Below are 15,560 nucleotides of genomic sequence, written 5' to 3'. Positions count from 1 at the left end.
GCACCGCGTAGCGTGTGCTCGTCATCCGTGAGTCGAGAAGATCCACTGGATTTGAATCAGACTGCGGTTCTGCGAGCGGAGCGAGCAGGTTCTCAGGCACTGTTCAAATCCCAGCCAGCGCACTTCTACGACGAACAACTTCGACGAGCGGCCCGTAAACCGTGCTCGAGTGTGACCGTTCTGGCCGAATCGAAAGCCGACGGTCGGACCTGCATCCCGTGATTGGCGCTCGTCGGCGGGCCCAGGAATCCCGTGGCTGTCGTTCGTCGGTGGGCCAAGGAAACTCGAGTGCCGGGGGCGAGAACACGTCTCCTGCGTTTCCCCGTCTTCTTACGTCTCCGACGTTTCCCCATCGGCTTGTGAGTCTCGGTCGTCTCCGTCCCCGGATCGCTCGAGCGTCCGCTCGCGGACGGTCATCCCCTTACGCCCGAGGTGCTGGAGCTGGCGCCGGGCGAAATCCTCCTCGCGGCTGCCGCGAGTTGCGAGCACGTAGACGAGCGCGCCGCCGGCCGGCCGCATCGTTCGACCCGCTCGCTGGGTTCCTTGTCGACGCGAGCCGCCGAGCCCCGAGGCGACGATAGCGAGGTCGGCGGTCGGGAGGTCGATCCCCTCGTCACCGACGCGGGAGACGACCAGCAGGTCGCGTTCGTCACGTCTGAACTCCTCGAGCAGCCGACGGCGCTCGTGGTGTGGCGTCTCGCCGCTGAGGAAGGGGACGTCGAGCGCGGCGGCGACGTCCCGACCCTGCTCGAGGTAGTCGACGAAGACGAGCGCTTTCGAATCCGGATGCGACGAGAGCAGATACCGGATCTCGTCGACCTTGCCGCGGTTGCGTGCGGCGATGCGGTACTTCTCGCGGCCCTCGGCGGAGGTGTAGGTGTTTCGCTGCTCGTCGTCGCCCCACGGGACGTACCTGATCTCGAGTTCCGGTTCTGCGACGAAGCCGGCGTCGAACAGTGCCTGCCAGTCGGTGCCGATCGGCGGACCGACGAGCGTGAATATCTCGGTCTGGCGGTCGTCTTCCCGGATCGGCGACGCCGACAGGCCGAGACGGTGACGAGACTGGAGGTGCGTACTCCGCCGGTAGACGTCCGAGGGAACGTGCTGGCACTCGTCGAAGATCACCAGCCCCCACTCGCGGTCGTCGAACAGCGACCGGTGGCGGTCCATGCCCGCGATCTGGTAGGTCGCGATCGTCACCGGCCGGACGTTCTTCTGACCGCCGTGATACTGGCCGATCTGGCTCGGCTCGAGGGAGGTGTACTCCGCGACGGCGTCGGCCCACTGGCGGGCGAGGTCGCGACTCGGCACGAGGACGAGCGTCTCCCCTTCGACGTGGGCCATCGCGCCCATCGCCGCGACGGTCTTGCCGCTGCCGGGCGGGCCGACGAAGACGCCCTCGCCGGCCTCCGCGAAGCGGTCGACCCACGTCTGCTGGTACTCACGCAGGGAAACCTGGAGGTCGACCGACAGCGACTCGCCGGTCTCGAGGTCGCGGTGGTCCTGGACGGGGTAGCCGGCCTCGTAGAGCAAGCGTTTGATGGCCGCCTCCGACCCCTCCCGGACCCAGTCTTCGGACTCGGAGATCGGCGCGTGAACGTGTTCCTCGTCGAGTTTCTGCCGGGCGACGTTGCCCATCACCTCCGGACTTTTCGCCTCGAGAACGGTGTAGCCGTCCTCGTGCGTTCGCAGTCGGAACTGGTGGGCGCGGTCCCACTGACTGTGGACCCACTCCTCGAGTTCCTCGGAGCGCTGGCCGAGCGCCTGGCGCATCGTCCGCGCGAGCGCGTCGAAGGAGTCGTGGGGTGCCTGCCAGACGTCCTCGGGACGGACGACGTACCGGTATCCGTCCTCACCATTTGCGTCCGCGAGGTGGGCGAACTGCGCCAGTTGCGCGCGGGTGAACTGATCCGGTCGGTCGACGACGATCTCCCGCCGTTTCGGGAAGATCACCACGCGCTCGCGATCGGTCAGGTCCTCGAGTTCGCTCGGATACCAGACGACGGGGTCCGTCGACACCGAGAGCCGCTCGAGGTCACCCTGCTTGGCGAGTGTCTCGAGTTGCTCGCTGACGGCTTCGTGGGGCTGCTCGAGGGTTCGTGCGACCGCGCCGGCGGTGAGAACCGGTCGTCCCTCCCGCTGGCAGGCCTCGTGAAACTCCGCGAGCGTAATTCCGTCGGTCTCGAATTCGTCTTCGGTCGAACTGTCGCTTCCGTCGGATTCGGAACCGCTGGAAGTTCCACCTGAAGAGGCGTCGTGCGGGGAACGATCGTTGGTCACTGCGCGGAGGTACCGTCGGCGGCAGTAAACAGATTTCGCTCGCGAACGCACGCTTTCGTTTGCGGACCCGGTCACCGTGGCACGGACCGGAACCCGGCCGTCGTGGGCCGACTCGTTCGTCCGACAGCCCCGTCGGAGAATTCCAGCAGGTGTGAAATTGCCACTGCGGTTAAGTACTCGTTGTCGAATTTCAGGGTATGTCGACTGTCTCATCAGGACTCGACGATTCCGACGGCCGGACGACGTCGATTCGGTCGCAATACGAATCGATGCTGTGGAGCGCGATGGATCGGGTTGGCGTCGCCGAGAGCCTCGAGCGAAAGATCATGGCGGCGGTCGTCCTCCAGTTCCTCTCGACGCTCGCGGTGTTCGCGTTGCCGCTGATCTTCCTCGGACCGTGGGAGGCACTCGCGGTCTTTCCGGTGGAACAGATCGCCCTGACGGCTGTCGTCTTCGGTCTCGCGCTCGTCGCGTTCGTCAACACGTTTCTGATCGCGCGGCGAGACGTGATCGATCCGATTCGAGTCACTCGAAAGACGGCCGACCGGATCGCCGACGGACAGCTCGACGATCGACCGTCTCGAACCGACCAGAGCGACGAAATCGGTGATCTCCAGCGTTCGTTCGGGTCGATGCACGAGTATCTGACGACGGTGGCAGCGCAGGCGGACGCGCTCGCTCGAGAGGAGTTCGATGCCGACGTCCTAGAGGAGCCGGTTCCCGGCGAGTTCGGTCGCTCGCTCTCGGAGATGCAGACCGCTCTCCAGAGCCGGATCGACGAACTCGAGGAGAGCCGCGAACGGATCGAACGCCAGCGCGAGCGAGTCGAACAGCGAAACGCGGCGCTCGAAGCGGACGCCGAGCGGATCCGCGAGGTACTGGGGCGGTGTGCCGACGGCGATTTCACCCACCGGGTGGAAGTCGAGAGCGGCCACGAATCGATGCGGGAGATCGCGTCGGGATTAAACGGGATGCTCGACGACGTCGAAGGGACGCTTCGGACCGTACAGACGCTCGCGAACGAGGTCGACGAGGTCGGCCGGGAGGTGTCGACGAGCGTCGATCAGATCGAACAGGCGAGTGCCGACGTCAGCCGTTCGGCCGAGGAAATTTCGGTTGCGACGGACGAGCAAAACGACCGCTTCGAAGAGGTTCTCGGCGAGATGAGTGACCTCTCGGCGACGGTCGAGGAGATCGCGTCGACGGCCGATGGCGTCGCCGACGTCTCCAAAGAAGCCGCCGAACGGGCCCAGTTCGGCCGGGAAACTGCAAGCGAGGCGGTGGAAGAACTCGACCGGATCGAACGTCGCTCCGATGCAATCGTCGACCGGATCGAGGCGCTCGACGACGAGTTGTCGGAGATCGGTGAGATCGTCGAACTGATCGATCGGATCGCCGAGGAGACGAACCTGCTGGCGGTCAACGCCTCCGTCGAAGCGGCCCGGGCGGGCGAAGACGGGAAACGGTTCACCGTCGTTGCAAACGAGGTCAAATCGCTCGCCGAGGAGACGAGCGACGCGACCGGAGACGTCGACGCGATGGTGGGGAACGTCCAGGCGTCGGCCCGGGAGGCGCTGGACGAGATCCGGACGATGCAACGCGACGTCGTCGACGGCGTCGAGACGATCGAGGAGAGTCTCGCGGTCCTCTCGGAAATCGACGATCGCGTGCAGGAAGCGAACGAAGGGGTTCAGTCGATCAACGAGGCGACGGACGAACAGGCCCGCTCGAGTCAGCAGGTCGTAACGATGGTCGACGATGCGACCGCCCAGAGCGAACGGACGCTGACGGAGACGAGCAGCGTAGCGGCCGCCGTCGAAGAACAGACGGCGACGATCGCCGATATTTCGGACGCGACGCGGTCGTTATCCGAAAGTGCGACCGAACTGAGCGGTCAACTCGAGGCGTTCACCGTCGAACACTGATACGGATTACTGTAACTGTGTGCCGGCGCGACCGGGAGCAGTCCCACGGTCGCACCGGTAACGACGTACAGTAAACCGTATGATACGAAGCTGGTTCGACCGATCGAATTCCGTGGAACGGTCCAACACTATATGCCGGTCGAGGCCGTACCCGTTCGTATGTTCCGTGCGATCCTGCCGGAAGGTCAGATCGTCTGTGAGCGGTACGATCACGCAGAGAAGGGACTCGAGTTGTACGACGAGGACGACGAGTTCATCGCGTTCGTTCCCTACGCGAACCTCCACGCGCTGGTCAACGAGGAGGTATACGGGGGCGACGAGCGGTCGATCATGTAGTCGCCGTCTGATCGATCGCCTCGAGTTGTTCGCGGTACCTGTTGCGGACGGTAACGACGGTCGTCTGAGCGGTTTCGGCGACCGCGCGCTGGGGAATCGTTTCCTCACAGAGCAAGCCCGCGGCGTAGATCGCGGCGGCAGCGAACCCAGTCGGTGATTTCCCCGAGTGCAGTCCCTGTTCGGTCGTCTGGTCGATGATCTCGATGGCTTTCGACTCGACGCCCTTGTCGACGTCGAGTTCGGAGCAAAACCGGGGAACGAACTGACGCGGGTTCGTCGGTTCCAGATTGATGTTCAGTTCGTCCGCGATGTATCGGTACGTCCGGCCGATTTCGCGTTGATCGACGCGTGAAACTGACGTTACCTCCTCGAGACTCCGCGGAATGTCCTCCTTTCGACAGGCCGTGTAGAGGGCGCTGGTCGCGACGCCTTCGATCGACCGCCCACGGATCAGATCCTGTTCGAGGGCTCTGCGGTAGATGACGCTCGCCGTTTCTTTGACCGGACTCGGCACGCCGAGGGCGCTGACCATCCGATCGATCTCCGAGAGGGCGTACTTGAGGTTTCGTTCGCCGGCGTTTTTCGTCCGAATCCGTTCCTGCCAGATTCGGAGCCGGTGTATCTGGCCGTGTTTCTCGGCCGACATCGAGTGACCGTTCGCGTCCTTGTTCCGCCAGTCGATCGTCGTCGTCAACCCGCGGTCGTGCATCGATTGCGTAAGCGGCGCACCGACGCGCGAGAGTTCGTCGTGTTCCTGCGCGTTGAACGCTCGCCACTCGGGGCCGTAATCGATCGGGTCCGAGGTCAGAACGAGACCACACTCCTTGCAGACGCGCTCACCGCGGTCGGGATCGTGGACGATCGTGTCAGTTTCACAATCGGGACACAGTTCGGCATCCGCTCGCTGGGTCTCACTTTTGGTATGGTCGATGATGGACTGTGTCATCAGTAGCGGACGAAACCCTGCAGAGACTGTAAGGGGTTCACATGGTTTCGCGGGAAACAGCGACTTACTTCCTCATTGTCGACTTTCGAAGAGAGAAAGAAGACGAACGACACGGAGTCCCACCCGCCTGCTCGAGGCGGTCAGTTTTCGTGTCGTGACCGTGTCCCATCGGTCGTGACCGGACGAAGCGACGACCGGACCGACGGCGCGTCCCGTCGATCGCTTCGACCAAGATGTCGAATGGCAACACACCACATTAATCATCACTATTGTTCGAAGAGTATCGCTCGATAAATCACGACTTCATTGCGTAAACGTCGATTGCCCCCCCGAACCGACGCCCGAATTTATGTCGCTGCAGTCGAACGTTCTGTATCACTGCCGTGTTTCAGACGCATATATCAGCCGCCGTCGTCGATTCGATTTTCGACTCCCTGCGGTACGTACGCAGCGGATACTGTGGAGCAATCGACCGATACCAGCGACTGTCGGAGACCTCCTGTAACGGAGCCGGCTGGTGGGGCCGACCGACGCGCCGCTCCCTCACCCGAAGTCGTTCCGTATCTCCTTTGCAGCGGGTGCGAAACGTGACCGTGTTTAAGAGAGTCACTGTTGGTGTACAACTTGGTGTGTCAATCGTGATTGCGAACCGCCGTTCGAGAGTAAAGCGGCCCCCACGAACCCGAGAGTTTGGTGGTGGTTTCACCCACCGAAACCGCTGCAAACGTGGTCGAAGTAGGTGGCCGCCTTCCGGAGGGCAGAGATAATGTCGTCGATCGATACGTCGCTCCCCGACGAAATTTCCTCTTCAGTCTCCGATTCCGACGGTGACGACGGGCTCTCGAAGGACGTCATTTTCGAACTCCTGAAGAATCGTCGACGACGAGAAGTTCTGGCCTACCTGCTCGAGGCAGAGGAGACCGTTACGCTCGGTGAACTCGCCGAACAGATCGCCGCCTGGGAGAACGACACGGAAGTGAACGCGCTCAGTTCCGACCAGCGCAAGCGCGTATACGTCGCGCTGTACCAGACTCACTTGCCCAAGATGGACGACGCCGGAATCGTCGAATACGATCAGGACCGAGGCCTGATTTCACTCGCGGACAACGCGGACCTCCTGATGATGTATCTGGACACCGACTCTCACCATCAGGATCGGTGGGATCGGTGGTACGGTGTATGTAGCGTCGCGGGTGCAGCGGTCGTCGCCGGCGCGTTTTTCGGCGTTCCGCTGCTTTCGGCGCTTCCGTTCGCCGCGGTCGCCGGGAGTGTCGTTCTCGCCTTCTTCGCGTTGTCGGTCGTCCACACCGTCAGAAACCGTCGGCTCGAGCGGTCGGTCAACGGCAGACTCTCCCGGATCGATTGATCGGTCACAGCCCCCGCCTGGAGAAGTTTACACCACACTCTCAGATATTGTTTAGCTTCGTCTGGCAGCTATAAAAGTCGTTCGTGAATACGAGAAGGACTTTTATTTACCCCGCCCGTAGTGTCGCGTGGCTCCCGGTGACCGTCATCCAGTACCGGAACAGTTCGCGTGCCAGCTTGCTGTTCTCGGCGCGGGAGCCACTTTTACTCGGAGAGTCGACCGGCCGTTTGTCGGCTGATCCCGACCGGTGTTATCGAGTACGGGATATCAGACGGATTATGCTAAACCATTACCGGTGGAACCGCAACCCGTCTTCGGTCTCACCGGGACGTCGCTACAGTAGACCGTATCACTGGCCGCGAGCGTTGTACTGAACGTCGACTGCCGCGTTACCGGCCAGCTTGAACGATTCGATGTCGCCCTCGAACCAGTAGGCGTCGAGCCAGTTCGCGACGCTCCCGCGGACCGCTCGCCCTTCCTCGATGACGTCTTCGTCGTCGATCGACGCGTCGCGATAGTCGGATTTCACGACCGTGCCACTCACCTCGAAGGAGTACGTGCTGGGCCCGTCGGCGTGAGTTCCGTCGATGACGAGCGCGTGTGGGAGGAGTTCGTGATCTCCGTACTCGCTCGGATCGATCTCCTCGCCGTCGACGAACACGGCCGCTTCGCCGTCCGTGAACGTCACGTCGGTTACTGCACCCGAAAAGCGAAACCGCTGGGTGGAATCGGTAACCGAACTCTGGACCGTCGATCCGGAAATCGTCGTCGCCTCTTCCGTCGGATCGTCGGTCGACTCGAGTTCGATCGAACCGTCGACCGTGATCTCGTAACTCGTCGGCGCGCCGCGGCCGTCGGTTTCGAGAACGTGTGGCAGGTCCTCGCCGTACTCGTCCGGATCGATCTCCTCGCCGTTTACCGTTACCGTCGCCGGTCCGTCGACGGTCAGTTCGGTCAGGTCTCCGCTGAACCGGAACGCGTCTTTCCAGTCCGCGACGACACCGTGGACCGACCGTCCCTCGATTACGTCCTCCGGATCGATCGAGGCACCCTCTTCGTTCGACTTCTCGACGTCCCCGGTCACGTCGAACTCGTAGCGGGTCACGTCGGACGGATCGCCGTCGACGATCACGAGGTTGGGAAGCGTCGGTTCGTCGTCCGCGGAACTGTCCTCGTCGGCCGGTTCTGTGTCTTCGTCGTCCGGTGCGGAACTCGAGGTGCCCGAGGCGGCCGCCTCGGCGGACGTCGGAACCCCGTCCGGAACGGAGAGATCCGGCGAACTCGAGACGCTCGAACGACTGAGTCCGCCGCCCTGAACGGAACCGCGAATGCCGCCGCCGTTCATTCGGGCGCGCCCGCTACCCCGGAGAACCATCGAGTAGGGGTAGCCACCGCTCGCAAACTCCGAGTTTTCGATCGTCACGGTTCCGCCGGGCCAGACCCAGACGGGGCGTCCGGCATCCTCGACGTAACCACCCCAGCCGGGTCCGTAATCAGTGTTGTCGTTGTAAGCGACGCAGTTCGTAATCGCATCGTTCCCGCCTGCGACCCGGTAGGTGCTCACCCCGTTGTTCTTCCCGTAACAGTGTTCGAAGCGGGCCGAACCGCCGGACGCGGTATTCGAACAGTAAAAGCCGTTGTTCGGCCACCCCTGGACGTTGCAATACCGGAAGGTGACGTCACACGATGCGTCCCGGTGATAGAAGACTGCACCCGGTCCGTGAACGAAACTCTCTCCTTCCTTCGTCGATCCGTCCCCGAGGTAGACGTTTTCTACCAGTACGTCGCCGCTCGAGGCCGTAATCGAGATCATAAAGCCGTCGCCGCGGTGGAGCCCCTTGAATCCGATGTTCCGGATCACGGAGTTACCCCCCTCGACGAGCAACAGGACGCTGTTTCCGTTGGTGAGATCGAACAGTTTGTTTTCGTACGTCTCGCCCCGCCCGATCCTGATCACTTGCCCGCGTGCCGTGATTTCTTCGTACTCTTCGCCGGCGTTTGCCATCCCCGAAAGCGCCGCGGATGCAGTCGTTACGCCAGCCAGCTTCATGTACGATCGACGGTGGAGTAATCCAGTATTATCACCGTCTTCCGTCGTGTCATCGTCGTCGCGGACCGAACGCTCCTCGTCCAGTACCGAATGTTCGCGTGCCATGCAATGCGAGTAATATGGGACTACTCGCATAAACTTTCCCCATAACGTTCCATAAAATTTACTGACTATACTTTTCACACGACTATTTGTTTAGAAACGCATATACGAAATGGACGGGAAATTTGAGCCCGAATCGGCGGACTCGAGCGGAGTAATAATCGATTACCCGCACGTGGCGTCTTACCGCACTGCCAAAACCGTCGGTAATACGCTATTACCCAGGATAGTATAGTAGCCACTGGAAGTCACTGCACACCTGATCGCACGAGGTGTACGCGGTTCGGAGCGAGTGGAACGAGCGAGAACCGCGGAATGGCGAGCGGGGAACGACGTGACCCGCGATATAGCGAACGGGGAACGCAGTGACCCGTGAGCTGTGCGATCAGTGTGTAAATAGTTCCAGTTGTTACTATAGCCCACTCGAATCCGAGAGCCGTCTCGAAGAGAGTGAAATCGAACTCGAGAACCGGGACCCATCGAGGTGGTCGTCCCGGCGGAACTGGTCGACGGACGAGTGAGACGATCGTCGGAAAACGTTGTGATCGCCGGCAAAACTGCATCAGCCGGAAAAATAGGCGTGTCTGCCGGAGGGGATCGCGTCAGCGGGTGGAGGGTCGCGTCAGCGGGTGGAGGACTGCGTCAGCGGGTGGAAGGTCGCGTAAGTGGGTGGAGGACCGTATCAGAGAATCGAACAGACGCTCAGTTCTCGACGCCAGCCGCTGCGTCTTCGGCCGACGTCGGAACGCCGCGTGGAATGTAAGCGTCCGGGGACGTTCCGACGTCGTCCTCGAGTTGGACGTTCGAACCGGCGTGTTCACCGATGCCAGCGGTCTCGTCGTAGTCGGTGTCGCTGACGACGACGGTCGTTCCCTGGCCGTTCGCGCCGGCGTCGATTGCGACGTTTTGGCCGTTCATCTCGAGCTGGCAGTTCTCGACTTCCACCGTTCCCGGTGCCCACGCCCAGATCCCCCGACCCTGGTACCCCTCGTCGTCGACGTAGACACAGGAGTTGGTCACTTTGCTCCCTTCGGTCGCGAGACGGAAGTGAGAGACGTAACAGTTCGCGGCGAAACTGTTGTCGATGTGGATCGTCCCGCCGCCGGCGTTTCCAGGGGCGGAGGCGTAGATCGCGTTGTCCGCGAAGCCCTGGATGTTGACGTTCTCGAAGTCGATGTGACCGGCGTGGTCGGGATCGACCCAGAACGCGGTCTGACCGTGGCCGGACGAACTCCCGTTGCGGCTGTCGGAGCCGTCGCCGAGGTAGACGTTCTCGACCGTACTCGAACCGCCGCTATCGGAGACGCCGAACGTCGCGGAACCGGTTCCCGACGTGTTCTCGCCACGGAAACCGACGTTTCGGATCGTCCAGTCGCTTCCGTGGGCGGTGATCACGACGTCCTGGCCGGTCGTCATGTCGATCAGTTTGTTCTCCCAGGTCTCACCGGAATCGATAGTAATGGTCTGATTCTCGGCTTCGATGACCTCGTAGTCGTCCGTGGCCGCGGCCGTGCCTGCAACACCGAGTGACGTCGCTGCGGTCGCAACTGCGGCGAACGAGCGAACGTAGTTACGTCGGCTTAATCGTGTGTTACGGCCTGTAGTCGGAGCGGATTCCGTCTCGGACGTACGGGGATTCTGCGCCATACACTCGGGTAACGAGGGCTTACACTCATAAACTTTTCTTTGCCGATATAGATTAAATTTACTGATTTTGTTCGTATCGGTTGTGGATTGATCACATTTTATGAGAGAAACGTCACTGAATCAAGAACGAATTCGGCGAGCGTACTGGTACCTGTACGAGGAGATTTACCGAGTAATTCCGTATTTCCTGAGAAGAGACGTCCTGCGCCGGGGAGTCACCGGGAGAAATCCTCGCCTAATCGCGGACGGTCCTCGCCTAATCGTGAACGCGGGTCAGAGAAACATCGGCTTACACGTCGAGTGAGAGGGATTATCGTAGCCAACCGAAGGTCGTGAGCCCCGTCCTCGGCAGTACCTCCTGGTTATCCGGCGGAAAGCTATGAACTTCTACGAGAATCCCTATGAGCTACCAGGAGTCTTGCTCGGCGAACGTGATCGTCCAGTTCGAGCGATCGGTCACCGCTCGGCCGCCGACCGTCCACTCGTGACCGCCGTCGTCTTCGATCGGGTAGGTCACCTGTGTCGTCGGAAGCGTCACTCGAGAGTGCGGCAGTCGTCGATCCGAACGAAATCCGAACCGTCGAAGCAGACTCGAGGGAATCGCCCGCCCGCTCGCGGCGAGGAGGGCTGCGTCGCGGTGGTTCTCGACGACGCGGTCGACGATAGCGCGGAGACCATCCCGACGATCTGTCGTCTCATCCAGCGGGACGACGTCGGTCAGACACGTTATCCGTGACCCATCGTCGACGCTCGTTCCGACGACCACCCCGGCGATGGGCCGTCCGCCACGACTCGCGAGGTAGGCGTCGTACGACCAGCGGGGATTGTCGAACCGCCACCCGTAGAACGTCTCGTCTCGGTTCGCGTGGATCGTTCCCGGAGTTTCCCGGTCGGAGAGTTCGACGAACTGTTCGATCGGGACATCGTCGAAGCGATGTACCGTGACGTCCGTCGGCGGGTCGGCGAGTCGGTCACACGCCGTTCGGTAGCCGTAGGCGAGCGGACGAGCGAGCGACGAAAGCGCCGCCAGGCGATGGTCGTCGTCGACCATCGACTCCGGTTGTTGAACCCGATAAAACGTTGGGACCTCCTGGACGGTCCGCCAGCCGTGTTTGAGACTTCCCGAAAGCGTCGCCTCGTTTGGAAAGTTGAAAAACAGCGCTGGTTTGCGGTTCCTGTAGTGGTCTTTCACTCGCTCCGTGGTTCGAGAGTACAGCCCGTTTCGCCGGTGGTCCGGGTGAACCATCACGTCCGCGGGCTGCAGGCCGAGTTTCGTCGTCGACCCGACGCTGAGCTCGAGCGCGAAACACGGCTTCGCGCCGACGACCTGACTCTCGTACGTCGCAACGATCATCGGGACGTGGTCTATGTACGGGTTCGCCTCGTACTTCCAGTGAAACCACTCGTCGTCTCGTTCGCCGAGGACGAGGTCGTACAACTCGAGAAACCCGTCTCTGTCGTCCGGACGATACGGCCGGACCACGTACGGGTCGTCGGTACGTGAGGATGGCTCGTCACCGCTTGCCGAAGCGGTTTCGTCGTCGATCGTTCGGTCATCCGGTCGCGGTTTTTCCTCCGGAACAGTGTGTTCTGTTGCCATACTGGGTGTCGTCAATCGTCCTGTGGGTTTCCGTCGGTCACTCCGACGCGGTTCGAGTCGCTTTCCCTCTGATCCGACTGCGCCGACGGTTCCGTGTCGACGAGTTCCCGCCGATGCTCGTCCAGAAGTGGGGCTCGATCGCCCGGAGACGGCGGCGTTTTCGCCATTTTGATCGGCGTGCCGGCGATCGTCACCGTATCATCGGCGTTCGGGAGTTCCGCCTCGACGAGCATCTCCCGCTGTCGAGCGTGTTCACAGTCGTAGATGTCGGTGACGTCCTGAACGGGGCCGCAGGGAACCGCACCGTTTAACGTCTCGAGAACCGACTCGACCGACAGCGATCGAACCCAGTCGGCGATCCCCTCCTGGAGCCGATCTCGGTTCTCGAGGCGATCCGTGGCGGTCGGGTAATCGACGGCCCACTCCGGCCGGTCCATCCGCTCACACAGGTTTTGCCAGTGGCGATCGGTGAGCGCCGCGATGACGACGTATCCGTCGGCAGCCTCGAAGGCGTTGTACGGAAACAGGGTCGGATGGGCGTTCCCCCGACGGGTCGGGGTCTCTCCGGTATAGGAGTGCTGGTAGACTGCCCGCTCGGCGAGGCTGATCATCGCGTCGTACATCGCCGTGTCGACGAACTGACCGACGCCGGTCCTGTCGCGATAGTGCAACGCCCCGAGAATGTTGACCGCGTGGAGTGTCCCGGTGAAGATATCGCCGACGCCGAAGCCGACTTTCGTCGGCGGACCGTCTTTCTGACCGGTGTGGTGCATGACGCCACCGAGCGCTTGCGCGACGAGATCGAACGCCGGTTCGTCCTGTTTCGGACTCGAGCCAGTCCGCGGATCGCCGAATCCACGCATCGAAGCGTAGATGATCTGTGGGTTGATCTCGGCCAGTCGCTCGTACTCGAGACCGAACTTTTCCATCGTTCCGGCCCGATAGTTCTCGACGACGACGTCGGCCGTCTCGACGAGCGATCGGAACTCCTCCCGGTCGCCCTCTTTCGTGAGGTCGAGTTCCAGGCTTCGCTTCCCGCGGTTGATGCTCTGGAAGTAGCCGCCGAAGCTGTCGTCGTCCTCGTGAAACGGCGGCGTCTCCCGCACGAAATCGCCGCCCGGTGGTTCGACTTTCACCACGTCGGCACCCATGTCGGCTAACAACATGGTACAGTACGGTCCGCCGAGGACCCTCGTCAGATCCAGCACACACACGTCGTCGAGGGCAGACATTGTCGTATCGGCCTCGAAGGCAGTTCTCGGCTTTGTTATGCAGGCTGTTTTCTACTCGTCGGCGTCTTCCTCGTCGCTAGCGATGGCATACATCTCGAACTCGTCGTTCGAGATCACCTTGTTCACGGTCGGTTCCGAGTCCAGTCCCTCGAGTGACTCGGCGCTGTAGTGTAGCTCCTGATAGACGTCGATTTCTCTCGTGACGTCGTAGTCGGTGACGATCAGGTAGTAGTCGAAGCCGTGATACGCTCCGGTGTAGTTCCCCGTTTCGAGCGCGTCCGGATCGGCTTCCCCGGTCGCGACCGTCGCGCCACTGAGCGTCTCCTCGCCCTCGAGACCGTTGAGTCCGTGATCGTACCGGAACGGATCGTATCCCAGGCCGGCGTGGGGGTAGTCTTCGGCACCGTGTTCGAGCGCGGATTCGTAGCCGCTGAACTGCTGGTCGGTCACGTGCTGGCCGGGATTGTAGATGATCGGCGAGGCGTACACCGTCATCAGTCCGAGGACCAGGAGGGCCCCCAGTGCGACCGACGCGACGGTGGTCGCGCCCGACCTCGTGATCACTCTCGAGGCACCGCCGACGAGATGAGCGACCGCGATACCCGCGAGGATCGTCAGGATGACGAAGATGAATCCGACTTGCCGGAACGCCATCGTGGGGGTCCCGACGAAATAGATCAGGAAGATACCGCCAAGCGGAACCAGCGCCAGCGCGAAGTACGTGACGAACGTCGACGCCTCGCGGTCGAGTCTGGTCAATCCGAGCCAGGTCGCCAGAACGAACAGTCCAACGATGACCGCGATAACGGCGGCATCCAGGAACATCGCGACGAACAGTTCGCCGAGGCTGCCGCCGATTTCGGTGAGCGAGGAGCCACGCTGGTCGACCTCGGCCCCCGCGCCGACGTCCGCAGTGACCATTCCCTCGAGCAGGCCGACGGCCGCAGTTCGAAACCGTTCGTTCGATACCGTCCAGATCGCAAACAGCGCGCCGAGGACGACCGTGTGTGCGTACGTCGTCGGCTGTTTCACGACCGGGTGGTCGTCGAACCGCCACCGTGCGAGAAATTGTATGCACGCGATCGCGCCGACGAGGACGACGACGTTGATCATCTGCTGGGGATGAACGAGCAACAGCGCGATCCCGGAGAGGTAGATGAGAAGGCTGAACGGCGAAACGCCGAACGGGAGCCGTTCGATCGTCGACCGGCGTCGGAGATACGCGACGAGCGCGAAGACGACGACCGGAACCAGAAACAACGCGTTGGAGTTCGTGTGCACACCCATGTGCGTCGCGACGTTATTGATCGGCAACACCATCCACGAGACGATCGCTGCGACTCCGACGGCCGCCGGATTTCCGGTGATATCCCGGACGGTCAGCGGCACGAATATCACGAACGGGATGAACAGGACGACGACGGTCAGGAGCAGTGCCCGCTCTATCGGGATCCCAGCGAGAAAGTGGAGCGCGGTTCCGAGCGTGTGAACGCCGGGGTATATCAACTCGAGGGGGGCCAACTGTCCGTCGACGATGTCTCTCGTCCAGCCGAGGTGTGTAAGCGCATCACCCATTCCCGAAAACCGGTAGTTTCTGATCGCCGGGAGACCCACGATGGACGTGACGGTCGTTCCACCGAGAGCCATCCCGAGCGTTTGCGAGCGGCCGCGGCAGGCGAGTGCCGCCACGACGCTAATCGCGAGCGCGAGTCCGAAGAAGGCCCACACAGCGGTCGGCGTCGCGGAGTAGACGGATGCTTCGTACGACGTCGCCGGATTTGCTCGCGCAACCAGCAATCCGAGTGCGAGCGCAAAGAATCCGAGAGCGAACGCGACGTTCGATTCGGTGCGTCTCATACAGTCTCACTCCCAATATCGGCGGCTCTCGTATCGATACACATATCTCGACCGCCCCATCATCGGACCTGAGGTTTGTTATACTGGTCTTATACTGTCGCCTGCCAGACAGCGCAACAGCACCGAAAACGCCCGTCCGCCGATCCAGAACCGGGACGGTGGATCGGACGCTCACTCGAAAGCCGTCGACACGCAACGCGTCCTGTGGGCGTCGCGTAC

Annotated in this window: 10 protein-coding genes; 3 read left to right on the top strand and 7 right to left on the bottom strand. The window is 61.9% G+C overall.

Annotated features, from left to right (window positions below; genetic code table 11):
• Positions 1 to 330: 330 nt before the first annotated feature.
• A complete protein-coding gene (locus EA473_RS03275) occupies positions 331 to 2,280 on the bottom strand; it encodes a DEAD/DEAH box helicase (protein WP_124194245.1) in 1,950 nt (649 codons plus the stop codon).
• 197 nt (positions 2,281 to 2,477) lie between these two features.
• Between EA473_RS03275 and EA473_RS03270 the strand changes: the two genes are divergently transcribed.
• Both EA473_RS03270 and EA473_RS22125 read left to right on the top strand, forming a co-directional pair.
• Positions 2,478 to 4,205, top strand: a complete 1,728-nt coding sequence (locus EA473_RS03270) for a methyl-accepting chemotaxis protein (RefSeq protein WP_124194244.1) — start codon at positions 2,478 to 2,480, stop codon at positions 4,203 to 4,205.
• Positions 4,206 to 4,364: 159 nt separating this feature from the next.
• The gene (locus EA473_RS22125) at positions 4,365 to 4,541 is read left to right on the top strand and encodes a hypothetical protein (RefSeq protein ID WP_165875192.1); all 177 of its coding nucleotides are present in this window, start codon (positions 4,365 to 4,367) and stop codon (positions 4,539 to 4,541) included.
• Here EA473_RS22125 and EA473_RS03265 read toward each other — a convergent pair.
• Positions 4,534 to 5,487, bottom strand: coding sequence for a transcription initiation factor IIB (locus tag EA473_RS03265; protein ID WP_124194243.1), 954 nt, complete (start codon positions 5,485 to 5,487; stop codon positions 4,534 to 4,536). The two genes, EA473_RS22125 and EA473_RS03265, sit on opposite strands and share 8 nt — an antisense overlap.
• Before the next feature lie 766 nt (positions 5,488 to 6,253).
• On the opposite strand from EA473_RS03265, the gene EA473_RS03260 reads away from it, so the two are divergent.
• On the top strand, positions 6,254 to 6,853 hold the full coding sequence (locus tag EA473_RS03260; protein WP_124194242.1) for a DUF7344 domain-containing protein: 600 nt from the start codon (positions 6,254 to 6,256) through the stop codon (positions 6,851 to 6,853).
• Between the two features lie 349 nt (positions 6,854 to 7,202).
• Here the strand turns inward: EA473_RS03260 and EA473_RS03255 are convergent, their stop codons facing one another.
• The 5 genes from EA473_RS03255 to EA473_RS03235 all read right to left on the bottom strand — a co-directional run bounded on the left by EA473_RS03255 (position 7,203) and on the right by EA473_RS03235 (position 15,341).
• Complete coding sequence (locus EA473_RS03255) at positions 7,203 to 9,008, bottom strand: hypothetical protein (protein ID WP_124194241.1); 1,806 nt, start codon at positions 9,006 to 9,008, stop codon at positions 7,203 to 7,205.
• Between the two features lie 699 nt (positions 9,009 to 9,707).
• The gene (locus EA473_RS03250) at positions 9,708 to 10,652 is read right to left on the bottom strand and encodes a hypothetical protein (RefSeq protein WP_124194240.1); all 945 of its coding nucleotides are present in this window, start codon (positions 10,650 to 10,652) and stop codon (positions 9,708 to 9,710) included.
• 406 nt (positions 10,653 to 11,058) lie between these two features.
• Positions 11,059 to 12,252, bottom strand: a complete 1,194-nt coding sequence (locus tag EA473_RS03245; protein WP_124194239.1) for a GNAT family N-acetyltransferase — start codon at positions 12,250 to 12,252, stop codon at positions 11,059 to 11,061.
• 11 nt (positions 12,253 to 12,263) lie between these two features.
• On the bottom strand, positions 12,264 to 13,484 hold the full coding sequence (gene mct / locus EA473_RS03240; RefSeq protein WP_124194238.1) for a succinyl-CoA:mesaconate CoA-transferase: 1,221 nt from the start codon (positions 13,482 to 13,484) through the stop codon (positions 12,264 to 12,266).
• A gap of 51 nt (positions 13,485 to 13,535) precedes the next feature.
• Entirely contained in the window at positions 13,536 to 15,341 is a 1,806-nt protein-coding gene (locus tag EA473_RS03235) for a hypothetical protein (protein ID WP_124194237.1), read from the bottom strand.
• Positions 15,342 to 15,560 lie beyond the last annotated feature (219 nt).

The organism is Natrarchaeobius chitinivorans, from assembly GCF_003841505.1.
Lineage (GTDB): Archaea > Halobacteriota > Halobacteria > Halobacteriales > Natrialbaceae > Natrarchaeobius > Natrarchaeobius chitinivorans.
This window is presented reverse-complemented; position numbering and strand designations above follow the sequence as displayed.

Excerpts from the sequence above, each read along its gene's own strand:
- EA473_RS03270 (WP_124194244.1), top strand. The coding sequence starts at position 2,478 with ATGTCGACTGTCTCATCAGGACTCGACGATTCCGACGGCCGGACGACG.
- EA473_RS22125 (WP_165875192.1), top strand. The coding sequence starts at position 4,365 with ATGTTCCGTGCGATCCTGCCGGAAGGTCAGATCGTCTGTGAGCGGTAC.
- EA473_RS03265 (WP_124194243.1), bottom strand. The coding sequence starts at position 5,487 with ATGACACAGTCCATCATCGACCATACCAAAAGTGAGACCCAGCGAGCG.
- EA473_RS03260 (WP_124194242.1), top strand. The coding sequence starts at position 6,254 with ATGTCGTCGATCGATACGTCGCTCCCCGACGAAATTTCCTCTTCAGTC.
- EA473_RS03255 (WP_124194241.1), bottom strand. The coding sequence starts at position 9,008 with ATGGCACGCGAACATTCGGTACTGGACGAGGAGCGTTCGGTCCGCGAC.
- EA473_RS03250 (WP_124194240.1), bottom strand. The coding sequence starts at position 10,652 with ATGGCGCAGAATCCCCGTACGTCCGAGACGGAATCCGCTCCGACTACA.
- EA473_RS03245 (WP_124194239.1), bottom strand. The coding sequence starts at position 12,252 with ATGGCAACAGAACACACTGTTCCGGAGGAAAAACCGCGACCGGATGAC.
- mct (WP_124194238.1), bottom strand. The coding sequence starts at position 13,484 with ATGTCTGCCCTCGACGACGTGTGTGTGCTGGATCTGACGAGGGTCCTC.
- EA473_RS03235 (WP_124194237.1), bottom strand. The coding sequence starts at position 15,341 with ATGAGACGCACCGAATCGAACGTCGCGTTCGCTCTCGGATTCTTTGCG.